This is a genomic window from Pseudomonas sp. Leaf15, from assembly GCF_001421425.1.
In the GTDB taxonomy this organism is placed as follows: domain Bacteria; phylum Pseudomonadota; class Gammaproteobacteria; order Pseudomonadales; family Pseudomonadaceae; genus Aquipseudomonas; species Aquipseudomonas salomonii.
Genome location: NZ_LMKI01000032.1, coordinates 337,192 through 358,387 on the forward strand (window position 1 = coordinate 337,192; position 21,196 = coordinate 358,387).

Here is a 21,196-nt window from a genome sequence, read left to right on the forward strand (position 1 = left end):
CAATGGAACTGGCAAGTTCCCTGCATTTGACGATGCGGTATCAACGGTCACCCGAGTCGCAGTACCAGGCTGGTGTCGTGTATCGAAATTGGGTGCGCAGCAATCGCCGGTACTCGTCTTTCGGACAATGGAGCGTCGTAGATGAGTAACAAGAATAACGATGACTTGAAACGCCAGGCCTCGGAAAACACCCTGGGGCTGAACCCGATCATCGCGTTACGCAAAAAGGATTTATTGGCCTCAGCGAAGATGGTGCTGACCCAAGCCATCAAGCAACCGTTGCACAGCGTCAAACACGTCGCGCATTTTGGCGTGGAATTGAAGAACGTGATGTTCGGCAAGTCCGCACTGGCCCCCGAAGGCGATGACCGTCGCTTCAACGACCCGGCGTGGAGCCAGAACCCGCTCTACAAGCGCTACCTGCAAACCTACCTGGCGTGGCGCAAGGAACTGCACGACTGGATCGGCGACAGCAGCCTGTCGGAGCAGGACATCAGCCGCGGCCACTTTGTGATCAACCTGATGACTGAAGCCATGGCCCCCACCAACAGCGCGGCCAACCCGGCGGCGGTCAAACGCTTCTTTGAAACCGGCGGTAAAAGCCTGCTTGATGGCCTGTCCCACTTGGCCAAAGACATGGTGCACAACGGCGGTATGCCGAGCCAGGTCAACATGGGCGCCTTTGAAGTCGGCAAGACCCTGGGCACCACCGAAGGCGCGGTCGTATTCCGTAACGATGTGCTGGAACTGATCCAGTACAAGCCCATCACCGAACAGGTACACGAGCGCCCACTGCTGGTGGTGCCGCCGCAGATCAACAAATTCTATGTATTCGACCTGAGCCCGGAAAAGAGCCTGGCGCGCTTCTGCCTGCGCAATGGTCAGCAGACGTTTATCGTCAGCTGGCGCAACCCGACCAAGGCGCAGCGGGAGTGGGGCCTGTCGACTTATATCGAGGCGCTCAAGGAAGCGGTCGATGTGGTCACCGCGATTACCGGCAGCAAAGACGTGAACATGCTCGGCGCCTGCTCCGGCGGCATCACCTGCACCGCCCTGCTGGGCCACTACGCGGCGCTGGGGGAGAAGAAGGTCAACGCCCTGACCCTGCTGGTGAGTGTGCTGGACACCACGCTGGACACCCAGGTGGCGCTGTTCGTCGACGAACAGACCCTGGAGGCGGCCAAGCGCCATTCCTACCAGGCCGGCGTGCTGGAGGGCCGCGACATGGCCAAGGTGTTTGCCTGGATGCGCCCCAACGACCTGATCTGGAACTACTGGGTCAATAACTACTTGCTCGGCAACGAGCCGCCGGTGTTCGACATCCTGTTCTGGAACAACGACACCACACGCTTGCCGGCCGCCTTCCATGGCGATTTGATTGAGCTGTTCAAGAACAACCCGCTGGTGCGCGCCAATGCCCTGGAAGTGTGCGGCACGCCGATCGACCTCAAGCAGGTGACCGCCGATATCTACTCACTGGCCGGCACCAACGACCACATCACACCGTGGCAGTCGTGCTACAAGTCGGCGCAGCTGTTTGGTGGCAAAGTGGAGTTTGTGTTGTCCAGCAGTGGGCATATCCAGAGCATTCTCAACCCGCCAGGCAACCCCAAGGCGCGTTACCAGACCAGCGATGGTTTGGCGGGCAAGCCGCTGGAGTGGCAGGAGAATGCCACCAAGCACACTGACTCGTGGTGGCTGCACTGGCAGGTGTGGCAGGCCGAGCGGGCGGGCAAATTGAAGAAAGCACCTACAAGCCTGGGTAACAAAGCCTATGCCGCAGCTGAGGCGGCACCGGGTACTTATGTGCATGAACGATAAACGAAACACTGTTTTGTAGCTGGAATGCGGTCAACTGTGGGAGCGGGCTTGCTCGCGAAGGCGGTGTGTCAGCCACCGAATGCATCAACTGACACACTGCTTTCGCGAGCAAGCCCGCTCCCACATTGATCGGGTTCCGACAGGGAAATATCGCGCCATTTCGCAGGGTAAGCCCATGCCGCAACCGTTCATCTTCCGTACCATCGACCTGGATGGCCAGACCATCCGTACGGCGGTACGCCCGGGCAAGCCTCACTTGACGCCGCTGCTGATCTTCAACGGCATCGGCGCCAACCTTGAGCTGGTGTTTCCATTCGCCCAGGCGCTGGACCCGGACCTGGAAGTGATCGCCTTCGATGTGCCAGGTGTGGGGGGTTCATCAACACCCAGCGTGCCCTATCGCTTTCCCGGTCTGGCCAAGCTCACTGCACGCATGCTCGATTACCTGGACTATGGCCAGGTGAATGCGGTGGGTGTGTCCTGGGGCGGCGCGTTGGCGCAGCAGTTTGCCTATGACTACCCCGAGCGCTGCAAAAAACTGATCCTCGCGGCGACGGCAGCCGGGGCTTTTATGGTGCCGGGCAAACCCAAGGTGCTGTGGCTGATGGCAAGCCCCAGGCGCTATATCCAACCGTCCCACGTGGTGCGCATTGCACCGATGATTTATGGCGGCTCGTTCCGCCGCGATTCCAAACTGGCCGCCGAACATGCGAGCAAAGTGCGCTCGGCGGGCAAGCTCGGTTACTACTGGCAGCTGTTTGCCGGCCTTGGCTGGACCAGCATTCACTGGTTGCACAAGATCCGCCAACCGACCCTGGTGCTGGCCGGCGACGACGACCCGCTGATTCCGCTGATCAATATGCGCATGCTCGCCTGGCGCATTCCCAACGCACAGTTGCACATCATCGATGATGGCCACTTGTTCCTGATTACCCGCGCCGAAGCCGTGGCGCCGATCATCATGAAGTTTCTTGAAGAGGAGCGCCTGCGTGCGGTGATTCACCCCCGACCAGCGGTGTAAGGACTACGCCGCCGCGCAACTTGCCAGGAACCGACTATGGTTCTGAATTGGCGTGCCTGTTGATGGCTTGACGAAGGAGTGTTGGCTCATGCGAGAAAGACCCGTGACGAACCCGGCGCCCACCCCTGCCGCGTTCATCAACGCGCAAAATGCGATCAGTGGCCTGCGGGGCCGGGATTTGCTGGCGACCCTGCGCAGTGTCGCCCACCATGGCTGGCGCAACCCGCTGTACACCGCTCGGCACGCCCTGGCCCTGGGTGGCCAACTCGGTCGCGTGCTGCTGGGTGAAACCGTGCATGCCCCCAACCCAGCCGACAGCCGCTTCGCCGACCCCACCTGGGCGCTTAACCCGCTGTACCGGCGCAGCCTGCAAGCCTATTTGAGCTGGCAGAAACAAACGCGTGACTGGATCAATGACAGCTCGATGAGCGCCGACGACCGCGCCCGCGCGCACTTCGCCTTCTCACTGATCAACGATGCCGTCTCGCCCTCCAACACCTTGCTCAACCCGCTGGCCATCAAGGAGCTGCTTAACTCCGGCGGCAACAGCGTGGTGCGCGGCGTGAGTAATTTGTTTAACGATTTGTTGCACAACAACGGCCTGCCCAGCCAGGTCAGCAAACACGCTTTTGAAGTGGGCAAAACGGTGGCAACGACCGCGGGCTCCGTGGTGTTTCGCAACGAGCTGCTGGAACTGATCCAGTACAAACCCATGAGCGAAAAGCAGTACGCCAAGCCGTTGCTGATCGTGCCGCCGCAAATCAACAAGTACTACATCTTCGACCTCAGCCCCGCCAACAGCTTTGTGCAGTACGCCCTGAAAAACGGCCTGCAGACCTTTATGGTCAGCTGGCGCAACCCGGATGTGCGTCACCGCGAGTGGGGCCTGTCCACCTATGTGGCGGCGCTGGAGGAGGCGCTGAATGTGTGTCGGGCAATCACCGGTGCCCGTGAGGTCAACCTGATGGGCGCCTGCGCCGGTGGCCTGACCATCGCCGCGCTGCAAGGCCACCTGCAAGCCAAGCGCCAGTTGCGGCGCATCTCCAGCGCCAGCTACCTGGTGAGCCTGCTGGACAGCCAGATCGACAGCCCCGCCACCTTGTTCGCTGACGAACAGACCCTGGAGGCCGCCAAGCGCCGCTCCTACCAGCAAGGCGTGCTCGACGGCCGCGACATGGCCAAAGTCTTCGCCTGGATGCGCCCCAACGACCTGATCTGGAACTACTGGATCAATAATTACCTGCTGGGCAAAGAGCCGCCGGCGTTCGACATCCTCTACTGGAACAACGACAACACGCGCCTGCCCGCCGCGTTGCATGGCGACCTGCTGGATTTTTTCAAGCACAACCCGCTCAGCCACCCTGGCGGCCTGGAGGTGTGCGGCACGCCTATCGACCTGCAAAAAGTCACCGTGGACAGCTTCAGCGTGGCCGGCATCAACGACCACATCACGCCGTGGGATGCGGTGTATCGCTCCACCCAACTGCTGGGCGGCGAGCGGCGCTTTGTGCTGTCCAACAGCGGGCATATCCAGAGCATCCTCAACCCGCCGGGCAACCCCAAGGCCAACTACGTCGAGAACTCCAAGCTGAGCAGCGACCCGCGCGCCTGGTACTACGACGCCAGTCACGTCGAAGGCAGCTGGTGGCCGCAGTGGCTTGCATGGATCCAACAACGGTCGGGCGTGCAGCGCGAGACCCTCACCGCCCTGGGCAACCAGAATTACCCACCGATGGAAGCGGCGCCAGGCACGTACGTGCGGGTGCGCTGAGCTCAACGATCAGATTAAGAAGACTGGATGAAGACCCGCGACCGTATCCTTGAATGTGCCCTGCAGTTGTTCAACCACAAGGGCGAACCGAACGTGTCGACCATGGAGGTGGCGAATGAAATGGGGATCAGCCCCGGCAACCTCTACTACCACTTCCATGGCAAGGAGCCGTTGGTGCTCGGGTTGTTCGAGCGTTTTCAGAATGAACTGGCGCCTCTGCTCGACCCGCCGGCGGATGCGCAACTCAAACCCGAAGATTACTGGCTGTTCCTGCACCTGATCATCGAGCGCATGGCCCATTACCGGTTCCTGTTCCAGGACCTGTCGAACCTGGCCGGGCGCCTGCCCAAGCTGGCCAAGGGCATTCGCAACTTGCTCACGGCGCTCAAGCGCACCCTGGCTTCACTGCTTGCGCGCTTGAAGGCAGCGGGGCAGTTGGTCAGTGACACCCAGGCATTGGGGCAATTGGTGGAACAGATCACCATGACCCTGCTGTTTTCCCTGGACTACCAGCGGATTCTCGACCGCGAAGGCGAGGTGCGGGTGGTGGTGTACCAGGTGATGATGCTGGTGGCGCCGCATCTGCTATTGCCGGCGCGACAAGCAACTGAGCGGTTTGCGCTCAAATACCTGGATGACGCGGATTAAAAATGTGGGAGCGGGCTTGCCCGCGATAGCAATTTATCAGCCAATACCTGGGTGGCTGACACTCCGCCATCGCGGGCAAGCCCGCTCCCACACTGGAAATCCGGTGTATATGAGACTTCCATAAAAAAACGCCCGACCTTCACAGGCCGGGCGTTTTTTGTGCCCTGAAAAAATCAGGACTGACTGGATGGCGTCGGGGTTACCGGCGTTGCAGGCGGGGCGGTAGCAGCATGGGTCGGTGCGGACACCGAATTGGCTGTCGAAGCGGTTGGCGCTGGGGTTGCAGGCTTGGCCGCAACAGCAGGCTTGGGCGCTGCAGGCTTCTTGGCAGCTGCTGGCTTCTTCGCGGCGGCAGGTTTTGCCGCAGGCTTGGCAGCAGCTTTAGCGGCGGCTGGCTTGGCTGCAGGTTTCGCAGCGGCCGGCTTGGCAGCAGGTTTGGCTGCTGCGGTTTTAGCCGCAGGCTTGGCCGCTGGTTTTGCTGCTGCTTTGGCAGCCGGCTTAGCCGCCGGCTTGGCAGCGGCTTTAGCGGCCACGGGTTTTGCTGCAGGCTTGGCGGCCGGTTTGGCAGCTGCGGTTTTGGCAGCGGGTTTTGCCGCAGCTTTAGCCGGAGCCTTGGCCGCAGGTTTCGCAGCGGGCTTGGCCGCCGCTTTTACCAGAGGCTTGGCAGCGGTTTTGGCAGCCGGTTTAGCAGCCGCGGTTTTAGCCGCAGGCTTGGCAGCCGGTTTAGCGGCGGCGGTCTTGGCTGGAGCCACTTTAGCGCCGGTGAGTTTTTCGATTTGCTTGGTCAGGGTATCGACCTTGCTGTGCAGCGTCTTCAGTTCCGCTTTGCTGGGCACGCCGAGTCGCGAAATGGCACTGTTGAGACGCTTGTCGAACGTTTCTTCCAACTTGCCCCAGGTGTCAGAAATGCTCGACTTGGCTGAGCCGGCAGAGGCCTTGGCCGCTTCAACTTTTTTACCAACTGTGGTCTTGGTCAACTTCTCGGCCTTTTCGCCGTCCTTGACCAATGTCTCGAAGTATTTGCCGCCGTCACTGCTAACCTTCGAGTACACGCCTAAACCAGCAAGCCAGATCTTACGGGAATATTTTTCAACCTCCCCGATCCACGAGCTGCCTTCTTTCTGAGTAGTCTTTTTAACAGCCATCCCGATGTCTCCTTAGTGTTTACGCGCGACACGTTCTAGCAATGTCGTCAGCTCTTCGAGCTTAGCAGAGAGTGTCTCCACGTCATGTTTAGACGCAATGCCGATTCGATTCAAGGCACTTGCAACACGCGTGTCAAAAGCTTTTTCAACTTTATCCAGTTGAACTTCAACCACACCTTTGACGCTGGAGACATTACTCTTTACTTGGTCAATCTGACTGTTGGCGGCGTCAAGTTGTTCAACCAAAACTTTTTTGCCTTTACTTTCAACATGTTGACCGGTCTTAACCAGCTCTTTGAAGTACTCGCTGCCTTCGCTGCCGACCTTGGCATAGGCGCCAAGTCCTGCCAGCCAGATCTTGCGGGCGTAGCTTTTAACGTCACTCAGGGCAGTGGACTGAAGGTCGATTTTTTTCTTCAAAATAACTTTGGCCATGGTGCACCTCACGCAGATCAGGGTCGAGGAACGGCCCACAGGAGTTGAGGGCTTGGGCACAAAGTAGGCTGGAAAATTAGAATCGGCACCCTAAGAACACATCGATCAGGCCAGCGCCTTATCCAGGGCTTTCTCGATTTCAGACTTGATGGTGCCGCTCATGGCCGACATCAACAGGCCCAATTCAACATCAATGCGCAGCGATTCATCAGCGACTAACACCGTGCCTTTAACCCCCGAACGCTTGAGGTTCAGGCTGTCGCCCGACCACGATGACTCAAGGCCATATTGCTCCTTGAGTTTGTGCGCCAACTTCTCGGCCTTCGCGCGTGCGCCTTCTTTACCCAGGGAATGTGCTCGCTCAACGGTAATACGGGCCATTGCAATGACTCCTCTTTATATCGACTCAGAACACCTGCCATGCGGCAAAAGGTCTCGATGAACACCTATCTTACCTTCAGCCTTGCCAAGACAAAGCAGGCGGTGGGGATTATCATGTCCCGCATTCTCTTTTGGTGACAGCGATATGACTGATCAGCGCAAAGGCAGCGATGCCGAACCCACCACTCACTTCGGCTTCAAGAACGTTCCGGAAAGCCAGAAAGCGGAAAAAGTCGCTGAGGTGTTCCATTCCGTTGCGGCCAAGTACGACCTGATGAACGACGTGCTCTCGGGCGGCATGCACCGCCTGTGGAAACGCTTCACCATCGAGTTGTCGGGTGTACGCACCGGCAACCGCGTGCTCGACATCGCCGGCGGCACCGGCGACCTGGCGGCCAAGTTCTCCAGGCTGGTGGGCCCGACCGGCCAGGTTGTGCTGGCGGACATCAACGGTTCGATGCTCAAGGTCGGGCGTGATCGCCTGCTGGATAAAGGCGTGGCCGGCAATATCGAGTTCGTGCAGGCCGACGCTGAAAAGCTGCCGTTCCCGGACAACCATTTCGACTGCGTGACCATCGCCTTCGGCCTGCGCAACGTGACCCATAAAGAGGACGCGATCCGCTCGATGCTGCGCGTACTCAAGCCGGGCGGCCGCCTGTTGGTGCTGGAGTTCTCCAAACCGACCAACGCGCTGATGTCCAAGGTCTACGACACCTACTCGTTCGCCTTCATGCCGTTGATGGGCAAGCTGATCACCAATGACGCCGAGAGCTACCGCTACCTGGCCGAATCGATCCGCATGCACCCCGACCAGGAAACCCTGAAGTCGATGATGGTAGAGGCCGGTTTCGACCGCGTGACCTACCACAACATGACCTCAGGCATCGTCGCCCTGCACCGCGGCATCAAGCCCTGATGCTGTTCGCAGGCCTCCTCGCCAGCGTCGAACACGGCATCAACCGTGTCCTGCGCCTGGACAGCACCGCCCTGGCGCGGCTTGCGCACTTGAACGGCAAAGTCATTGCCGTCGATTGCACCAGCCCCGCCCTGCAGCTGTTTATCCTGCCCAGCGATGAAGGCCTGCTGCTCGCCGGCGATTGGGCCGCAGAGGCCGACTGCACCCTGCGCGCACCCGCCTCGAGCCTGTTGCACCTGGCGCTGAGCCGCAACAAGACCGCGATCCTGCACAGCCCCGACGTGGAGCTCGAAGGCGACAGCGCCGTGCTGATGGACCTGGCCGCCGTGCTGCAAGACCTGGAACTGGATTGGGAATACGAGCTGTCACGCTGGATCGGCCCGGTGGCCACCCAGTTGATCAGCGGGCACCTGCGCAGCCGCTCGCGCTGGTACCAGCAAGGGTTCGCCAGCCTCAACCAGAACCTTGCCGAATACTTGAGCGAAGAATCGCGCACCCTGGTCGGAGAACGGGAAGCGCAAGCGCGCTTTCGTGAACTCGACAAGGCCAAAATCGACCTGGAACGCCTTGAGGCGCGCTTCGAGCGCCTGAGCCGTTCCCTTGATCCAAGCGATAACGCATGAAGCTGCTCGCCGTCCGCCGTTTGTTTCGTATCCAGCGCGTCGTAATCCGCTACCGCCTCGATGACCTGCTGTTCGCCCTGCCGTTGCCGTGGTTCCTGCTGGCGGTGCGTTATGTGCTGCCCTGGCGCTGGTTCCCGCGCAAACCGCTGGAGCTGAGCCGTGGCGCGCGCCTGCGTCTGGCGTTGCAGGACCTGGGGCCGATCTTTATCAAGTTCGGGCAGATCCTCTCGACCCGTCGCGATTTGCTGCCCGAAGACATCGCCGACGAACTGATGCTGTTGCAGGATCGCGTGCCGCCGTTTGATTCCCAGCAGTCGATGAAGCTGATCGAAGAACAGCTGGGCAACAAGATCAGCGAGGTGTTCAGCCGTTTCGACGTCGAGCCACTGGCCTCGGCCTCGGTGGCGCAGGTTCATGCTGCACAATTGAAGACCGGCGAAGAAGTGGTGGTGAAGGTCATCCGCCCCGGACTCAAGCCGATCATCGGCCAGGACCTGGCGTGGCTGTTTATCCTTGCCCGCGCCGCCGAACGCTTCTCCGCCGATGCGCGCCTGCTGCACCCGGTGGATGTGGTCGCCGACTACGAAAAAACCATCTACGACGAACTCGACCTGCTGCGTGAAGCGGCCAACGCCAGCCAGCTCAAGCGCAACTTCGAAGGTTCATCGCTGCTGTATGTGCCCCAGGTGTATTGGGACTGGTGCCGCCCCAAAGTGCTGGTGATGGAGCGCATCTACGGCGTGCAGGTCACCGACCTCGCCACTCTTGCCGACCAGCGCACCGACATGAAGATGCTTGCCGAGCGCGGTGTGGAGATCTTCTTCACCCAGGTGTTCCGCGACAGTTTCTTCCACGCAGACATGCACCCGGGCAACATTTTCGTCAGTACCGTCAACCCGTGGAGCCCGCAATACATTGCGATCGACTGCGGCATCGTCGGCAGCCTGACCCCGGAAGACCAGGATTACCTGGCACGCAACCTGTTCGCCTTTTTCAAGCGCGATTACCGCCGCGTGGCGCAATTGCACATCGATTCGGGTTGGGTGCCGGCCGAAACCAAGCTCAACGAATTCGAAGCGGCAATCCGCACCGTGTGCGAGCCGATCTTTGAAAAACCGTTAAAAGATATTTCCTTCGGCCAGGTGCTGATGCGTCTGTTCCAGACCGCGCGGCGCTTCAACATGGAAGTGCAGCCACAGCTGGTGCTGCTGCAAAAAACCTTGCTCAACATCGAAGGCCTGGGCCGCCAGCTGTACCCGGACCTGGACTTGTGGAACACCGCGCAGCCGTTCCTGGAACGCTGGATGCGCGAGCGCGTCAGCCCGAAAACCCTGCTGGGCAACCTGCACAGCCAGATGGAACAACTGCCGCACCTGGCCAACATGACCCGCGACCTGCTGGAGCGCATGTCCCAGCCCCACGCCAAAGATCCTGCGCCGCCGTGGCACAGGCGCAAGGACGACTGGTTCCTGCGCCTGCTGGGCGCCGCCCACCTGGTCGGCGGCGCGATGCTGGCGATTGGCGGGCCGCTGAACCAATTGGGCCATTGGCCGGCGGGCATCATGGTCGCCGTGGGTGTTTATCTGATCGTGCGCCGATAGCCGATCCGGTTATACACTGTCGCAAATTGCCGGAGCCGAACATGAAAGACTGGCTGGACGAGATCAAGTGGGACAGTGACGGCCTGGTGCCGGCCATTGCCCAGGACTACAAGACCGGGCGCGTACTGATGATGGCCTGGATGAACCGCGAGGCCTTGAGCCTCACCGCCACTGAGCAGCGCGCCATTTACTGGTCACGTTCGCGTGGCAAACTGTGGCGCAAGGGCGAAGAGTCCGGACACGTGCAGACCCTGCACGAGATGCGCATCGACTGCGACGCCGACGTGGTGATCCTGAAGGTCGAGCAGATCGGCGATATCGCCTGCCATACCGGCCGTCACAGCTGCTTCTATCGCGTGTTCGAAAACGGCGAGTGGAAGGTTGTGGAGCCAGTGCTCAAAGACCCGCACGCCATTTATTGCGCAGGACACTGAACATGAGCGATACCCTGAACCGTGTGGCCCAGGTGCTGGAAGACCGCAAAGGCGCGGACGCCGACAGCTCCTATGTTGCCAGCCTGTACCACAAGGGCTTGAACAAGATTCTGGAAAAACTTGGCGAAGAGTCGATCGAGACGATTATTGCCGCCAAAGATGCGCAAATCAGCGGTGATTACAGCGATGTAATCTACGAGACCGCAGACTTGTGGTTCCATAGCCTGGTCATGCTCGCCCAACTGGGGCAGCACCCACAGGCCGTGTTGGATGAACTGGACCGTCGCTTCGGCCTGTCCGGGCACGCCGAAAAGGCCTCGCGCCCGTCCGCCTGAATAACTTTTACAGAGGAATTGCAGCATGGGCATTTTTGACTGGAAACACTGGATCGTCATTCTGGTGGTCGTGGTACTGGTGTTCGGCACCAAGAAACTCAAGAACCTGGGCACTGACGTGGGCGAGTCGATCAAGGGCTTTCGTAAAGCCATGAACGACGATGAAAAACCGGCCGACCCGATGGCCAACCCAGTGCCGCCGGCGCAGCCCGTTCACCCGCAGGCCACCCAGCCGATCACCGAGCGTCGCACCTTCGACGTGCAGGCTGAGAAAGTCCAAGAGCCGACCCGCAAAGACTCGTGAGCACTGACTAATGTTTGGTATCAGCTTCTCTGAACTGCTGCTCGTCGGCCTCGTGGCCTTGCTGGTACTCGGGCCGGAACGCCTGCCCGGTGCCGCACGCACGGCCGGCCTGTGGATCGGGCGCCTGAAACGCAGTTTCAACGCCATCAAACAGGAAGTTGAACGGGAAATCGGCGCCGACGAGATCCGCCGCCAGCTGCACAACGAACATATCCTGTCGTTGGAGCAGGAGGCGCGCAAGATTCTGTCGCCGGTTCAGGAGCCCGCCAAACCGGTGGAACCTGTGCCCGAAAACAGCATCGCTCCGGCGGCCGCAGTACCGCCAGCCGCGCCCGCCCCGACTGAGCCAGCGCCGACGCCTGTGGCGTCGCCCGCTCCCCATGACCCTACATTGCCGCCGCGAGCCCCATGAGCGCTGATAAACCGGAAAACGACCAGCACATGCCGCTGGTCTCGCACCTCACCGAGCTGCGGACCCGCCTGCTGCGTTGCGTAGCGGCCATCTTCATCATCTTTGCCGGGCTGTTCGCCTTTACCCAGCAGATCTACACCTTCGTCTCCACGCCGTTGCGCCAGTACCTGCCGGCCGGCGCGACGATGATCGCCACCGACGTGTCGTCGCCGTTTTTAACGCCGTTGAAGCTGACCATGATGGTCTCGCTGTTCCTGGCAATCCCGGTGATCCTGCATCAGATCTGGGGCTTTATTGCGCCGGGCCTGTACAAGCATGAAAAGCGCATTGCGGTGCCGTTGCTGGTGTCGAGCATCCTGCTGTTCTACACCGGCATGGCCTTCGCGTATTTCCTGGTGTTTCCGCTGATCTTCAAATTCTTCGCCGCCGCCACCCCGGCCGGCGTGGAAATGATGACCGACATTACCAGCTACCTCGACTTCGTGATGACGCTGTTCTTCGCCTTTGGCGTGGCCTTCGAAATCCCGGTGGCCGTGGTGCTGCTGGTGTGGATCGGCGTGGTCGACGTCAAATACCTGAAGAAAGTGCGCCCGTACGTGATCATCGGCTGCTTCGTGGTCGGCATGATCCTTACGCCGCCGGACATTTTCTCGCAGACCTTGCTGGCCGTGCCGATGTGGATGCTGTTCGAGATCGGCATCCTGTTTGGCAGCCTGATCAGCAAGCGTGGCGATCACCCGGATGACCAACCCGCCGACGACGACCAGCCGCCAGCGACGCAACCGTGAACCTGCTGTTGCTTGAGGAGGCCGACTTTATTGCGGCCGACCGCGTGATCCTGCGTGATCGGCGCCTGGTGCATATGCAGGAAGTCCACCGTGCGGTGGTAGGTGACAACCTGCGGGTCGGCCGTATTGGCGGGCTGATGGGCAATGCGCAATTGCTGCGCCTGGAAGCCGGTGAAGCCGAGCTGCAAGTGAGCTTCGACCAACCGCCACCGCCCAAACTTCCGCTGACCCTGCTGTTGGCCCTGCCACGTCCGAAGATGCTGCGCCGGGTGCTGCAAACCGTGGCGGCGATGGGCGTGCCGAAGGTGGTGCTGGTCAACAGTTACCGGGTCGAAAAGAGCTTCTGGCAAACCCCGTTCCTGGAGCCGGAGGCGGTTCGCGAGCAGTTGATCCTCGGCCTGGAACAGGCGCGCGACACCGTGCTGCCCGAGATCATCATCGAAAAGCGCTTCAAGCCGTTCGTCGAAGACCGCCTGCCGGCCATGACCGCAGGGACTCTGGGCCTGATCGGCCACCCTGGCGATTACCCGGCGTGCCCGCGTGGGCTGGATGAGCCGGTGACCCTGGCCATCGGCCCCGAAGGCGGCTGGATCCCCTACGAAGTGGAGCTGTTGGCCAAGGCCGGCTTGCAACCGGTGCAACTGGGTGCACGCATCCTGCGCGTAGAAACCGCCGTGACCGCCCTGCTCGCTCGGTTGTTCTGAACACCGACCCGCCCCGAAAAAGGTGGGAGCGGGCTTGCCTGCGATTGCATCACCTGGGTATGCCTGATGTACCGAGGTGCCTGCATCGCAGGCAAGCCAGCTCCCACATTGGTTCCGAGAACCTACAGAAACTTCCTGCGCTGCCGATAGCCTCTGAATAAGTCCAAGCCTTGTTCCAAAGGAGATCGCAGCATGTATCGTTGGTTAGCCGAAAAACTGGGGAATGTGAGCGTCAATCGCAAGCTGAGCATAGGCTTTGGCTTGGTGTTGATCCTGACGCTGTTGATCACCTTCACCGGCTGGACCGGCTTGGGCGACGTGACAAGTCGCGGCGACAAGCTGGGCTTTATCTCCAGCCTCAACGGCCTGACCAAAGACCTGCGCCTGGCGCGCCTGGACTTTGAAATGCGCCGGGGCGAACAAGGCACCGACGCCGTCAACAGCCTGCTGAAGCAACTGAACGATGGCCTCAACACCGCCGCAACGCTGATCGAGCAACCCGACGACAAAGCCCTGGTCGAGCAACAGCTGGAAGCCTTGGGCCAATACAAAAAAGCCTTTGGCACTATGGTCCTGGCCGGCCTCAAGCGTGAGGGCGCACGCAGCAAGCTCGGTGACACCGCCGACAACGCCGTGGCCAAGATCAACGAAATCGAAGCGACTCTGCTGCAAGGCGACAGCGTCACGCAGTTCAACAGCGTGGTCGACCTGAGCAAGTTGATCCAGCAATCGCGCTTCCAGGTACGCGGCTACACCTACAGCGGCAAGACCGAGGCCGAGCAACCAGCCCTGGATGCCATCGACAATGCCCTGAAGAAAATCACCGAGTTGCAAGGCAAGCTGCCTGAGCAGTACCAGGCCAACCTGCAAGAGGCTGGCGTGTCCCTGCAAGCCTACCGCGCAGCCGTCAGCCAGTACCGCGACTCACAAGTGGCCAGCGCCGCCGCGCTGAAAATCATGACCGCTCAGGGCGATATCCTGCTGGGGCACAGCGAAAAACTCACCACCTCCCAGACCGCCGTGCGCGATGCCGATGCAGCCCACGCTAAACAGCTGTTGCTGCTGGCCACCGTGCTGGCGCTGATCTTCGGTGTTCTCGCCGCCTGGGCCATCACCCGCCAGATCGTGATCCCGCTCAACCAGACCCTCCAAGTCGCCGAGCGCGTGGCCTCGGGCGATCTGAGCCATAACCTCAACTCCGCCCGCCAGGACGAGTTGGGCCAGTTGCAACGCGCCATGCAGAGCATGACCGTCGGCCTGCGCGAGTTGATCGGCGGTATCAGCGACGGCGTCACCCAGATCGCCAGCGCTGCCGAACAACTGTCGGCCGTGACCGAACAGACCAGCGCCGGGGTTAACAGCCAAAAGGTCGAGACCGACCAAGTGGCCACTGCCATGAACGAAATGGCCGCCACCGTGCAGGAAGTGGCGCGCAACGCGGAAGAAGCCTCCGAAGCTGCCGTGGCGGCGGACCAACAGGCCCGTGAAGGCGACAAGGTGGTGGGTGAAGCCATCGCGCAGATTGAGCGCCTGGCCACTGAGGTGGGTCATTCCACGGTGGCCATGGGCGACCTGAAGCGCGAAAGCGACAAGATTGGCAGCGTGCTCGATGTGATCAAGTCGGTGGCACAACAAACCAACCTGCTGGCGTTGAACGCGGCGATTGAAGCAGCGCGGGCCGGTGAGGCCGGTCGCGGCTTCGCGGTGGTGGCCGATGAGGTGCGCAGCCTGGCCCAGCGCACGCAAAAGTCCACCGAGGAGATCGAAGAGCTGATCGTCGGTCTGCAAAACGGCACCCAGCAGGTGGCGACCATCATGGACAACAGCCGTGGCCTCACCGACAGCAGCGTCGAACTGACCCGCCGCGCCGGCAACGCGCTGAGCAATATCACGCGCACGGTCTCGACTATCCAGGCGATGAACTCGCAGATCGCCACCGCTGCCGAGCAACAGAGCGCTGTGGCCGAGGAGATCAACCGCAGCGTGCTGAATGTGCGCGACGTGTCTGAACAGACCTCCTCGGCCAGCGAGGAAACCGCCGCCTCGAGTGCCGAACTGGCACGCCTGGGAATCTATTTGCAGTCTCTGGTCGGGCGCTTCCGCATCTGACCCGCACCTACGCGGCGGCCGGATCAAGGCCGCCGCAACTTATGAAATTTCCTACGTAGTTATCAGCCCGCCACGACCTCGAATCGATTTAGCGTTTCAGCTGTTGCGAAATGCTTCCCCAGATTTGGAGGTTCACCATGTTCCCTCGGCTGACCCATTTGCTGGTCAACGCCAGCATCCGTCTCAAACTCGCACTGGGTTTCGGCCAAGTGCTGATCTTAAGCATCCTGATCGCCGCGACCGGCTGGCAGGCCTTGAGCGACGTGCTTTATCGCTCAAACAGCCTGGCGACCCTTGGGCAACTGGCCCTTGACGCCGAGGCCATGCGCGCCGACAGGATCGTGTACCGCACACTGACGGACGCCAGCAGCCTGGCCCAAATGCACAGGCAGGCCGAAAAGATCGACCAGCATCTGACCGACCTTTCAAGCCGCCTCAAAGACCCGGCCGATTTGCAGCGGGTGCAGGAAGCGACACGCCTGGTGGCGAGTTTCAAGACGGCGCTGGCAGCCTTGCCGGCGTTGATCGAGCAACGTGAAAGCATCCGCCCGACCCTCAAAAAAACCGCGCTGCAAGCCAGCGATACTCTTGCCCAATTCGCCAGCGACTTACCGAACCAGGAAGACGAAAAGGCCCTGGACGCCATCGAAAACCTGCGCCAGGCCATGGAGCAAGCCGAAGATCGCGCCCAGAGCCCCGCTTGGGCAGCCGAGTCGCTGCAGGCCTACACCGACGCACTCACCCAGGCGCTCGAAGCCCTGAATGTGGCACAAGCGGCGGTGACCGCACTGCCCGTGGACGCGGCGCTGCTCAAAGCCGACCTGAGCAGCTATCGCGAACAACTGACCAGGCTCAAGGACGCCCAGCTCAACACCGAAACCCTGCAAAGCCGCTTTGAGCAACAGCTCAATGAGTTGCGCGAACAAAGCCATCGTTTGAGCGAGGGCCAGAACGCCAAGCGTGACAGCGAAGCCGAGCAGACCCGCACACGACTGTTGAGCGTCACCGTAGTGGCCCTGCTCCTCGGTGTACTGGCCGCTTGGTGGATCGCGCGGCAAATAGTCGTGCCTTTGCGCGCCATCCTAACGGCTGCCCACCGCATTGCTGACGGCGACCTGAGCCGGGACACTCAAGAGGACCGCCGCGATGAACTGGGCCAGTTGCAGCAGAGCATCGGGCAAATGACCCGCAACCTGCGCAACCTGATCAGCGGTATCGGCGACAGTGCCCGGCAGATCGCCAGTGCCGCAACGCAGTTATCGGCCGTCACCGAGCAGACCCGCGCCGGGGTCAACGACCAGAAGGAGGAAACCGATCAGGTGGCCACGGCGATGAATGAAATGCTCGCCACCGCCCAGGAGGTCGCCCGGCATGCCGAACAGGCATCTGTGGCGGCCAATGAAGCGGATCAGGAGGCTGGCGCCGGCGAAAAAGTGGTGACCCAGGCCGTCGAGCAAATCGGCCACCTGGCCCATGAGATGGCGCGCTCGAGCCAGGCGATGATTGCGCTGCAACACGAAAGCCAGAAAATCGGCAGCGTGCTCGACGTGATCAAGTCAGTGTCCCAGCAAACCAACCTGCTGGCCCTGAACGCCGCCATCGAAGCGGCGCGCGCGGGCAGTGCCGGCCAGGGTTTTGCGGTAGTGGCCGACGAAGTGCGCAGCCTGGCCCAGCGCACCCAGGAATCTGCCGAAGAAATCGAGGGTTTGATCCTCGGCCTGAATACCGGCACCCAGCAGGTCGCAGACATCATGGACAGCAGTCGTAGCCTGACCGACAACAGCGTCGGCCTGACCCGCGATGCGGGCGATGCCCTGGCCGCGATTGCGCGCACCGTGTCGATCATCCAGGAGATGAACCCGCAGATTGCCGCTGCTGCCGAGCAGCAAAGCGCAGTGGCGGAAGAGATCAATCGCAGTGTGTTGAAGGTGCGGGATGTCACCGAACAAACCGCTGCGGCCAGCGAGGAAACAGCCGCCGCGAGTGTTCAGTTGACCCGGTTGAGCCTGGATTTACAGGCGCTGGTGGGTAAATTCAGGCTCTGAGGCGTCACTAACGTCGGGACGCCGAGCGTCCCAGGAGGCTTTCCCACGCGGAGCGCGGGAACGATCATCACAGGACCTGGCGCAGGAAGGCTTGGGCGCGCGGGTCTTTCGGCGCATCGAAGAACTCGGCCGGGGCCGCATCTTCGAGCAATTTGCCGTGGTCGAAGAACAGCACGCGGTCTGCCACTTCACGGGCAAAGCCCATCTCGTGGGTGACGCAGACCATGGTCATGCCTTCCAGGGCCAGGGTCTTCATCACGTCCAACACTTCGCCGACCATTTCCGGGTCCAGCGCCGAGGTGGGCTCATCAAACAGCATCACCTTGGGCTCCATGGCCAACGCGCGGGCAATGGCTACGCGCTGTTGCTGGCCACCGGACAGGCGCGAGGGGAACTCGTTGGCCTTCTGCGCGATACCGACCTTTTCCAATAGCGCCAAGGCCTTGGCTTCGCGCTCTTGCTTGCCGCGCTTGCGCACGACTTTTTGCGCCAGGCACAGGTTTTCCAGCACAGTCATGTGCGGGAACAAATTGAAGTGCTGGAACACCATGCCGACTTCACGGCGGTAGGCATTCACGTCGGTTTTCGGGTCGGCCAGTTGCAGGCCGTCGATGCTCACCGAGCCCGAGTCGAACTCTTCCAGGCCGTTAAGGCAGCGCAGGAACGTGGACTTGCCCGAACCTGACGGGCCAATCACCACCAGCACTTCGCCCTTGGCGACTTGGGTGGTCACGTGGTCTACCGCGCGCACTACCTGGCCACGGGTGTCGAAGACTTTTACCAGATCGCGGACTTCAATCACTTTGCGCGAGCCTCCGCTCAAGCCGGCTGGCCATTTTCGACAGCGGCAGGTTGATCAGCAGGTACAGGCCTGCCACACAGAACAGGATTTCAAAGGGCGAGAACGAGGTGGTGATCACTTCACGACCACTTTTAAGCAGTTCGGTAATCGCGATCACCGAGACCAGCGAGGTGTCTTTCACCAGGCTGATAAATTGCCCGGCCAATGGCGGCAGCACGCGCTTGAACGCTTGCGGCAACACCACGTGGCGCATCGACTGGCTGGCGCTCAACCCCAGGGAGCGTGCGGCTTCGTTCTGGCCGCGGGTGATGGACTGCACGCCGGCGCGCACGATTTCCGCCACGTAAGCGCCGGTGAACAGCGACAGTGCGGCAATCCCGGCAAATTCGCGGGACAAGTTGAGCACCGTGCCGATGAAGAAGTAGAAAATGAAGATCTGCACCAAAAGCGGCGTACCGCGTACCAGTTCGACGTAGATCGTCGACAGATCGCGCAAGGTCGGGTTGCTCGACAGACGGCATAAGCCGGTTGCCAGACCAATCGCCAAACCGAGGATTCCGGAGACCACCGACAACCACAAGGTGGTCCACAAGCCCCACATCAACGGGCCCAGCGCCCAATGCCGGGTTACGCCGATAACATCGCCTTCGGCCACATCGTCCCCACGTGACACTTGCAGGCTGTTGTCGGCCACGGTCAGCTTTTGCTCGGCGCCTGCGTCGTTGCGCAAGGTGACTTCGGCGACGTCGCCTTTGCGCACCAGCTCAATGACGGTGGAGATGTCGGCGGCGCGCTGGGACGTTTCGGCCTGATAGGCGAAGTACTGCGGCACGCGGTTCCAGCGCCACTCGTAGGACATCAACGAGGTGGCGTAATACAACGCGCCGGCCAGGCCGACCAGCACGACCACAGTCAGCAGGTGCCAGGGCCATTGGGCTTTTTTCTGTTTCATTTCACTTTCCGAAGATGTATCGCCTGGCATGCCGTCATCGCGGGCAAGCCCGCTCCCACAAGGGAACGCATTTCAACTGTGGGAGCTGGCTTGCCTGCGATGAAGTCGACTCGGTGTCAGCGCTTATTCCATGTCCTTGAGCCACTCGGAGCTCTTGAACCACTTGTCATGGATGCGATCGTAGGTGCCGTCGTTGCGGATCTGGTGCAGGAAGTTGTTGATGTAGTTGAGGCTGTCGTAATCGCCTTTTTTCAGGCCGAACGCCAGGGGCTCGAAGGTGAAGGGTTCTTCCAGGAACACCAGCTTGCCATTACCGACTTTTTTCTCGGCAACCACGTTGTATGGCGCGTCATACACAAAGGCATCGGCCTTGCCGTTGACCACGTCCAGCACGCCTTCCTGTTCGTTGTCATAGCCGTGGTACTTGGCTTTGGAGATCAGTTTCCTGGCAACCATCTCGCCGGTAGTGCCGAGCTTGGAGGTCAGGCGGTATTTCTCGTCGTTCAAATCTTTGTAGGACTTGATCGTGCCTTCCAGGTCTTTACGAATCAGCAGGGTCTGGCCGACCACGATGAAGGGTTCGCTGAAGTTCAGGCGCAGGTTGCGCTCCTGGGTCAGGGTCATGCCGCTGCCGATCATGTCGAACTTGCCGGTCAGGAAGGCCGGGATGATGCCGTCGTAGCCGGTGGATACCAGTTCCAGCTTAACGCCCATGGACTTGGCCATGGCCTTGAGGATGTCGACTTCAAAGCCGATGATTTCACCGCGCTTGTCGGTCATTTCGAACGGCATGTAGGTCGGGTCCATGCCGACTTTCAGCGTGCCGCGCTTGACCGCATCGTCGATGGCGCCCGCATGCGCCGCAGTGGCCGCGACCAGCGCGGTGACGCCGAGCATCAGCATCGAAAGATACTTTTTCATCATCAAGTCCCCTGAAAGATTCTTATAACGCCGGCGCGCAAAAGGGCTGCACCAATTCGGGGTGCGATCCTAACCCACTCGTTGCCCGTCACAAAGGTTTCACGGGTAAATGTTATCGGCGTATGTCGGAAAAGCCCCACAACGGTGCAGCACAGCGCAGGCACTAGACACATCAGCGCAACAGCGCGGCAATTGATTGATGTGTAAGCAGTTATGACGCTCAGTCGATTTCCGCCATCCAGTCGGTGTCCTTGAACCACTTGTCGTGCAGCCGATCGTAGGTGCCATCCTGGGCAATTTGATTGAGGAAATGGTTGATCCAGTTGAGGCTGTCGTAGTCGCCTTTTTTCAGGCCAAACGCCAGGGGCTCAAAGGTAAATGGCTGCTCAAGGGCGAAGAGCCGATGGTTTTCCGGCCTGGCCATTGCGATCAGGTTGTAAGGCGCGTCATGGACAAAGGCGTCGGCCTTGCCTTCCACCACTTGGCGCACGCCCTCTTCGGGCGTGGCGAAACTGCTCAGGTGCGCGGCGCCCAAAAACCGCTGCGCAGCCGCTTCGCCGGTGGTGCCTTCAGTTGCAGCGATGCGGTAACCCGCCTCGTCCAAGTCTTCGATGCTGGAAATCTTGCCGGCAAGGCTTGGGTTCAGCAGTACGGTCTGGCCAACCACGATAAAGGAGTCGCTGAAGTTGAGCTTGAGGTTGCGCTCCTGCGTCACCGTCATGCCGCTGCCGATCAGGTCGAACTTCTTCGCCATCAGCCCCGTTACCAACTCGGTATAAGGCACGGCGACCAGTTCAAGCTCGACGCCCAAGGCGCGGCTCATCGCCCGCAGCAAGTCGACCTCAAAACCGACGATACGGCCCTGCTTGTCCTTCATTTCAAAGGGCACATAGGTGGGCGTGGTGCCGACTTTAAGCACACCGCGTCGAACCGCCTCATCGAGGGCACCAGCACTCAACCAGCCTGCGTAAATCAATGCGATGACGCCGGTCAGCACCGCCGAACAATACCTTTTGATCATGAATCCC

The 21,196-nt window shown here is 60.6% G+C and carries 22 protein-coding genes and 1 pseudogene; 16 read left to right on the top strand and 7 right to left on the bottom strand.

Annotation, left to right across the window (positions count from 1 at the left end):
* Nucleotides 1-141 precede the first annotated feature (141 nt).
* From phaC (ASE80_RS20930) to ASE80_RS20945, 4 genes are all read left to right on the top strand, one after another.
* Nucleotides 142-1,821 (top strand): class II poly(R)-hydroxyalkanoic acid synthase, encoded by a 1,680-nt coding sequence (gene phaC, locus ASE80_RS20930; RefSeq protein WP_056860624.1) that lies wholly within the window; start codon nucleotides 142-144, stop codon nucleotides 1,819-1,821.
* Nucleotides 1,822-1,996: 175 nt separating this feature from the next.
* Nucleotides 1,997-2,842 carry a poly(3-hydroxyalkanoate) depolymerase gene (gene phaZ / locus ASE80_RS20935; RefSeq protein ID WP_056860625.1) on the top strand — a complete coding sequence of 282 codons (846 nt, stop codon included), beginning with the start codon at nucleotides 1,997-1,999 and terminating at the stop codon, nucleotides 2,840-2,842.
* 88 nt (nucleotides 2,843-2,930) lie between these two features.
* Nucleotides 2,931-4,613: a class II poly(R)-hydroxyalkanoic acid synthase gene (gene phaC, locus ASE80_RS20940; protein WP_056860626.1), complete on the top strand. Its 1,683-nt coding sequence runs from the start codon at nucleotides 2,931-2,933 to the stop codon at nucleotides 4,611-4,613.
* Between the two features lie 27 nt (nucleotides 4,614-4,640).
* A complete protein-coding gene (locus ASE80_RS20945; RefSeq protein ID WP_056860627.1) occupies nucleotides 4,641-5,261 on the top strand; it encodes a TetR/AcrR family transcriptional regulator in 621 nt (206 codons plus the stop codon).
* A 173-nt stretch (nucleotides 5,262-5,434) separates the two neighbouring features.
* Here the strand turns inward: ASE80_RS20945 and ASE80_RS20950 are convergent, their stop codons facing one another.
* The 3 genes from ASE80_RS20950 to ASE80_RS20960 form a co-directional block, all read right to left on the bottom strand.
* Entirely contained in the window at nucleotides 5,435-6,406 is a 972-nt protein-coding gene (locus ASE80_RS20950) for a phasin family protein (protein ID WP_056860628.1), read from the bottom strand.
* Nucleotides 6,407-6,418: 12 nt separating this feature from the next.
* Nucleotides 6,419-6,841, bottom strand: coding sequence for a phasin family protein (locus tag ASE80_RS20955; RefSeq protein WP_056860629.1), 423 nt, complete (start codon nucleotides 6,839-6,841; stop codon nucleotides 6,419-6,421).
* 105 nt (nucleotides 6,842-6,946) lie between these two features.
* Entirely contained in the window at nucleotides 6,947-7,222 is a 276-nt protein-coding gene (locus ASE80_RS20960; protein ID WP_017138585.1) for a polyhydroxyalkanoic acid system family protein, read from the bottom strand.
* Nucleotides 7,223-7,367: 145 nt separating this feature from the next.
* Here ASE80_RS20960 and ubiE point away from each other — a divergent pair, with 145 nt between their 5' ends.
* From ubiE to ASE80_RS21015, 12 genes and pseudogenes are all read left to right on the top strand, one after another.
* A complete protein-coding gene (ubiE, locus tag ASE80_RS20965) occupies nucleotides 7,368-8,138 on the top strand; it encodes a bifunctional demethylmenaquinone methyltransferase/2-methoxy-6-polyprenyl-1,4-benzoquinol methylase UbiE (protein ID WP_056860630.1) in 771 nt (256 codons plus the stop codon).
* Nucleotides 8,138-8,761: a ubiquinone biosynthesis accessory factor UbiJ gene (locus tag ASE80_RS20970; RefSeq protein ID WP_017138587.1), complete on the top strand. Its 624-nt coding sequence runs from the start codon at nucleotides 8,138-8,140 to the stop codon at nucleotides 8,759-8,761. Before ubiE ends, ASE80_RS20970 begins: the two co-directional genes overlap by 1 nt.
* Nucleotides 8,758-10,362 carry a ubiquinone biosynthesis regulatory protein kinase UbiB gene (gene ubiB / locus ASE80_RS20975; protein ID WP_056860631.1) on the top strand — a complete coding sequence of 535 codons (1,605 nt, stop codon included), beginning with the start codon at nucleotides 8,758-8,760 and terminating at the stop codon, nucleotides 10,360-10,362. The genes ASE80_RS20970 and ubiB overlap by 4 nt, the downstream gene beginning before the upstream one ends.
* Before the next feature lie 41 nt (nucleotides 10,363-10,403).
* The gene (gene hisI / locus ASE80_RS20980) at nucleotides 10,404-10,796 is read left to right on the top strand and encodes a phosphoribosyl-AMP cyclohydrolase (RefSeq protein WP_056860632.1); all 393 of its coding nucleotides are present in this window, start codon (nucleotides 10,404-10,406) and stop codon (nucleotides 10,794-10,796) included.
* Between the two features lie 2 nt (nucleotides 10,797-10,798).
* Entirely contained in the window at nucleotides 10,799-11,131 is a 333-nt protein-coding gene (locus ASE80_RS20985) for a phosphoribosyl-ATP diphosphatase (protein ID WP_017138590.1), read from the top strand.
* A gap of 25 nt (nucleotides 11,132-11,156) precedes the next feature.
* Nucleotides 11,157-11,435 (top strand): twin-arginine translocase TatA/TatE family subunit, encoded by a 279-nt coding sequence (locus ASE80_RS20990; RefSeq protein ID WP_056860633.1) that lies wholly within the window; start codon nucleotides 11,157-11,159, stop codon nucleotides 11,433-11,435.
* A 10-nt stretch (nucleotides 11,436-11,445) separates the two neighbouring features.
* Entirely contained in the window at nucleotides 11,446-11,847 is a 402-nt protein-coding gene (gene tatB / locus ASE80_RS20995; protein ID WP_056860634.1) for a Sec-independent protein translocase protein TatB, read from the top strand.
* Nucleotides 11,844-12,635 carry a twin-arginine translocase subunit TatC gene (gene tatC / locus ASE80_RS21000; RefSeq protein ID WP_056860635.1) on the top strand — a complete coding sequence of 264 codons (792 nt, stop codon included), beginning with the start codon at nucleotides 11,844-11,846 and terminating at the stop codon, nucleotides 12,633-12,635. The genes tatB and tatC overlap by 4 nt, the downstream gene beginning before the upstream one ends.
* Nucleotides 12,632-13,339, top strand: a complete 708-nt coding sequence (locus tag ASE80_RS21005) for a 16S rRNA (uracil(1498)-N(3))-methyltransferase (protein ID WP_056860636.1) — start codon at nucleotides 12,632-12,634, stop codon at nucleotides 13,337-13,339. The genes tatC and ASE80_RS21005 overlap by 4 nt, the downstream gene beginning before the upstream one ends.
* 192 nt (nucleotides 13,340-13,531) lie before the next feature.
* Nucleotides 13,532-14,590, top strand: a pseudogene (locus ASE80_RS31950) (methyl-accepting chemotaxis protein); the annotation flags it as partial.
* Nucleotides 14,591-14,734: 144 nt separating this feature from the next.
* Nucleotides 14,735-15,448 carry a methyl-accepting chemotaxis protein gene (locus ASE80_RS31955; RefSeq protein ID WP_375233569.1) on the top strand — a complete coding sequence of 238 codons (714 nt, stop codon included), beginning with the start codon at nucleotides 14,735-14,737 and terminating at the stop codon, nucleotides 15,446-15,448.
* A gap of 137 nt (nucleotides 15,449-15,585) precedes the next feature.
* Complete coding sequence (locus ASE80_RS21015) at nucleotides 15,586-17,493, top strand: methyl-accepting chemotaxis protein (protein ID WP_056860638.1); 1,908 nt, start codon at nucleotides 15,586-15,588, stop codon at nucleotides 17,491-17,493.
* A gap of 67 nt (nucleotides 17,494-17,560) precedes the next feature.
* Here the strand turns inward: ASE80_RS21015 and ASE80_RS21020 are convergent, their stop codons facing one another.
* From ASE80_RS21020 to ASE80_RS21035, 4 genes are all read right to left on the bottom strand, one after another.
* Nucleotides 17,561-18,295 (bottom strand): amino acid ABC transporter ATP-binding protein, encoded by a 735-nt coding sequence (locus ASE80_RS21020; protein WP_017138597.1) that lies wholly within the window; start codon nucleotides 18,293-18,295, stop codon nucleotides 17,561-17,563.
* Nucleotides 18,288-19,247: an amino acid ABC transporter permease gene (locus ASE80_RS21025; protein WP_017138598.1), complete on the bottom strand. Its 960-nt coding sequence runs from the start codon at nucleotides 19,245-19,247 to the stop codon at nucleotides 18,288-18,290. Before ASE80_RS21025 ends, ASE80_RS21020 begins: the two co-directional genes overlap by 8 nt.
* Before the next feature lie 123 nt (nucleotides 19,248-19,370).
* A complete protein-coding gene (locus ASE80_RS21030) occupies nucleotides 19,371-20,168 on the bottom strand; it encodes a transporter substrate-binding domain-containing protein (protein ID WP_056860639.1) in 798 nt (265 codons plus the stop codon).
* 220 nt (nucleotides 20,169-20,388) lie between these two features.
* Nucleotides 20,389-21,189, bottom strand: a complete 801-nt coding sequence (locus ASE80_RS21035; RefSeq protein ID WP_056860640.1) for a transporter substrate-binding domain-containing protein — start codon at nucleotides 21,187-21,189, stop codon at nucleotides 20,389-20,391.
* Nucleotides 21,190-21,196 lie beyond the last annotated feature (7 nt).

Bases quoted from the DNA above. Each gene is read 5' to 3' on its own strand.
- phaC (WP_056860624.1), top strand. From the start codon at position 142: ATGAGTAACAAGAATAACGATGACTTGAAACGCCAGGCCTCGGAAAAC.
- phaZ (WP_056860625.1), top strand. From the start codon at position 1,997: ATGCCGCAACCGTTCATCTTCCGTACCATCGACCTGGATGGCCAGACC.
- phaC (WP_056860626.1), top strand. From the start codon at position 2,931: ATGCGAGAAAGACCCGTGACGAACCCGGCGCCCACCCCTGCCGCGTTC.
- ASE80_RS20945 (WP_056860627.1), top strand. From the start codon at position 4,641: ATGAAGACCCGCGACCGTATCCTTGAATGTGCCCTGCAGTTGTTCAAC.
- ASE80_RS20950 (WP_056860628.1), bottom strand. From the start codon at position 6,406: ATGGCTGTTAAAAAGACTACTCAGAAAGAAGGCAGCTCGTGGATCGGG.
- ASE80_RS20955 (WP_056860629.1), bottom strand. From the start codon at position 6,841: ATGGCCAAAGTTATTTTGAAGAAAAAAATCGACCTTCAGTCCACTGCC.
- ASE80_RS20960 (WP_017138585.1), bottom strand. From the start codon at position 7,222: ATGGCCCGTATTACCGTTGAGCGAGCACATTCCCTGGGTAAAGAAGGC.
- ubiE (WP_056860630.1), top strand. From the start codon at position 7,368: ATGACTGATCAGCGCAAAGGCAGCGATGCCGAACCCACCACTCACTTC.
- ASE80_RS20970 (WP_017138587.1), top strand. From the start codon at position 8,138: ATGCTGTTCGCAGGCCTCCTCGCCAGCGTCGAACACGGCATCAACCGT.
- ubiB (WP_056860631.1), top strand. From the start codon at position 8,758: ATGAAGCTGCTCGCCGTCCGCCGTTTGTTTCGTATCCAGCGCGTCGTA.
- hisI (WP_056860632.1), top strand. From the start codon at position 10,404: ATGAAAGACTGGCTGGACGAGATCAAGTGGGACAGTGACGGCCTGGTG.
- ASE80_RS20985 (WP_017138590.1), top strand. From the start codon at position 10,799: ATGAGCGATACCCTGAACCGTGTGGCCCAGGTGCTGGAAGACCGCAAA.
- ASE80_RS20990 (WP_056860633.1), top strand. From the start codon at position 11,157: ATGGGCATTTTTGACTGGAAACACTGGATCGTCATTCTGGTGGTCGTG.
- tatB (WP_056860634.1), top strand. From the start codon at position 11,446: ATGTTTGGTATCAGCTTCTCTGAACTGCTGCTCGTCGGCCTCGTGGCC.
- tatC (WP_056860635.1), top strand. From the start codon at position 11,844: ATGAGCGCTGATAAACCGGAAAACGACCAGCACATGCCGCTGGTCTCG.
- ASE80_RS31955 (WP_375233569.1), top strand. From the start codon at position 14,735: ATGAACGAAATGGCCGCCACCGTGCAGGAAGTGGCGCGCAACGCGGAA.
- ASE80_RS21015 (WP_056860638.1), top strand. From the start codon at position 15,586: ATGTTCCCTCGGCTGACCCATTTGCTGGTCAACGCCAGCATCCGTCTC.
- ASE80_RS21025 (WP_017138598.1), bottom strand. From the start codon at position 19,247: ATGAAACAGAAAAAAGCCCAATGGCCCTGGCACCTGCTGACTGTGGTC.
- ASE80_RS21030 (WP_056860639.1), bottom strand. From the start codon at position 20,168: ATGAAAAAGTATCTTTCGATGCTGATGCTCGGCGTCACCGCGCTGGTC.
- ASE80_RS21035 (WP_056860640.1), bottom strand. From the start codon at position 21,189: ATGATCAAAAGGTATTGTTCGGCGGTGCTGACCGGCGTCATCGCATTG.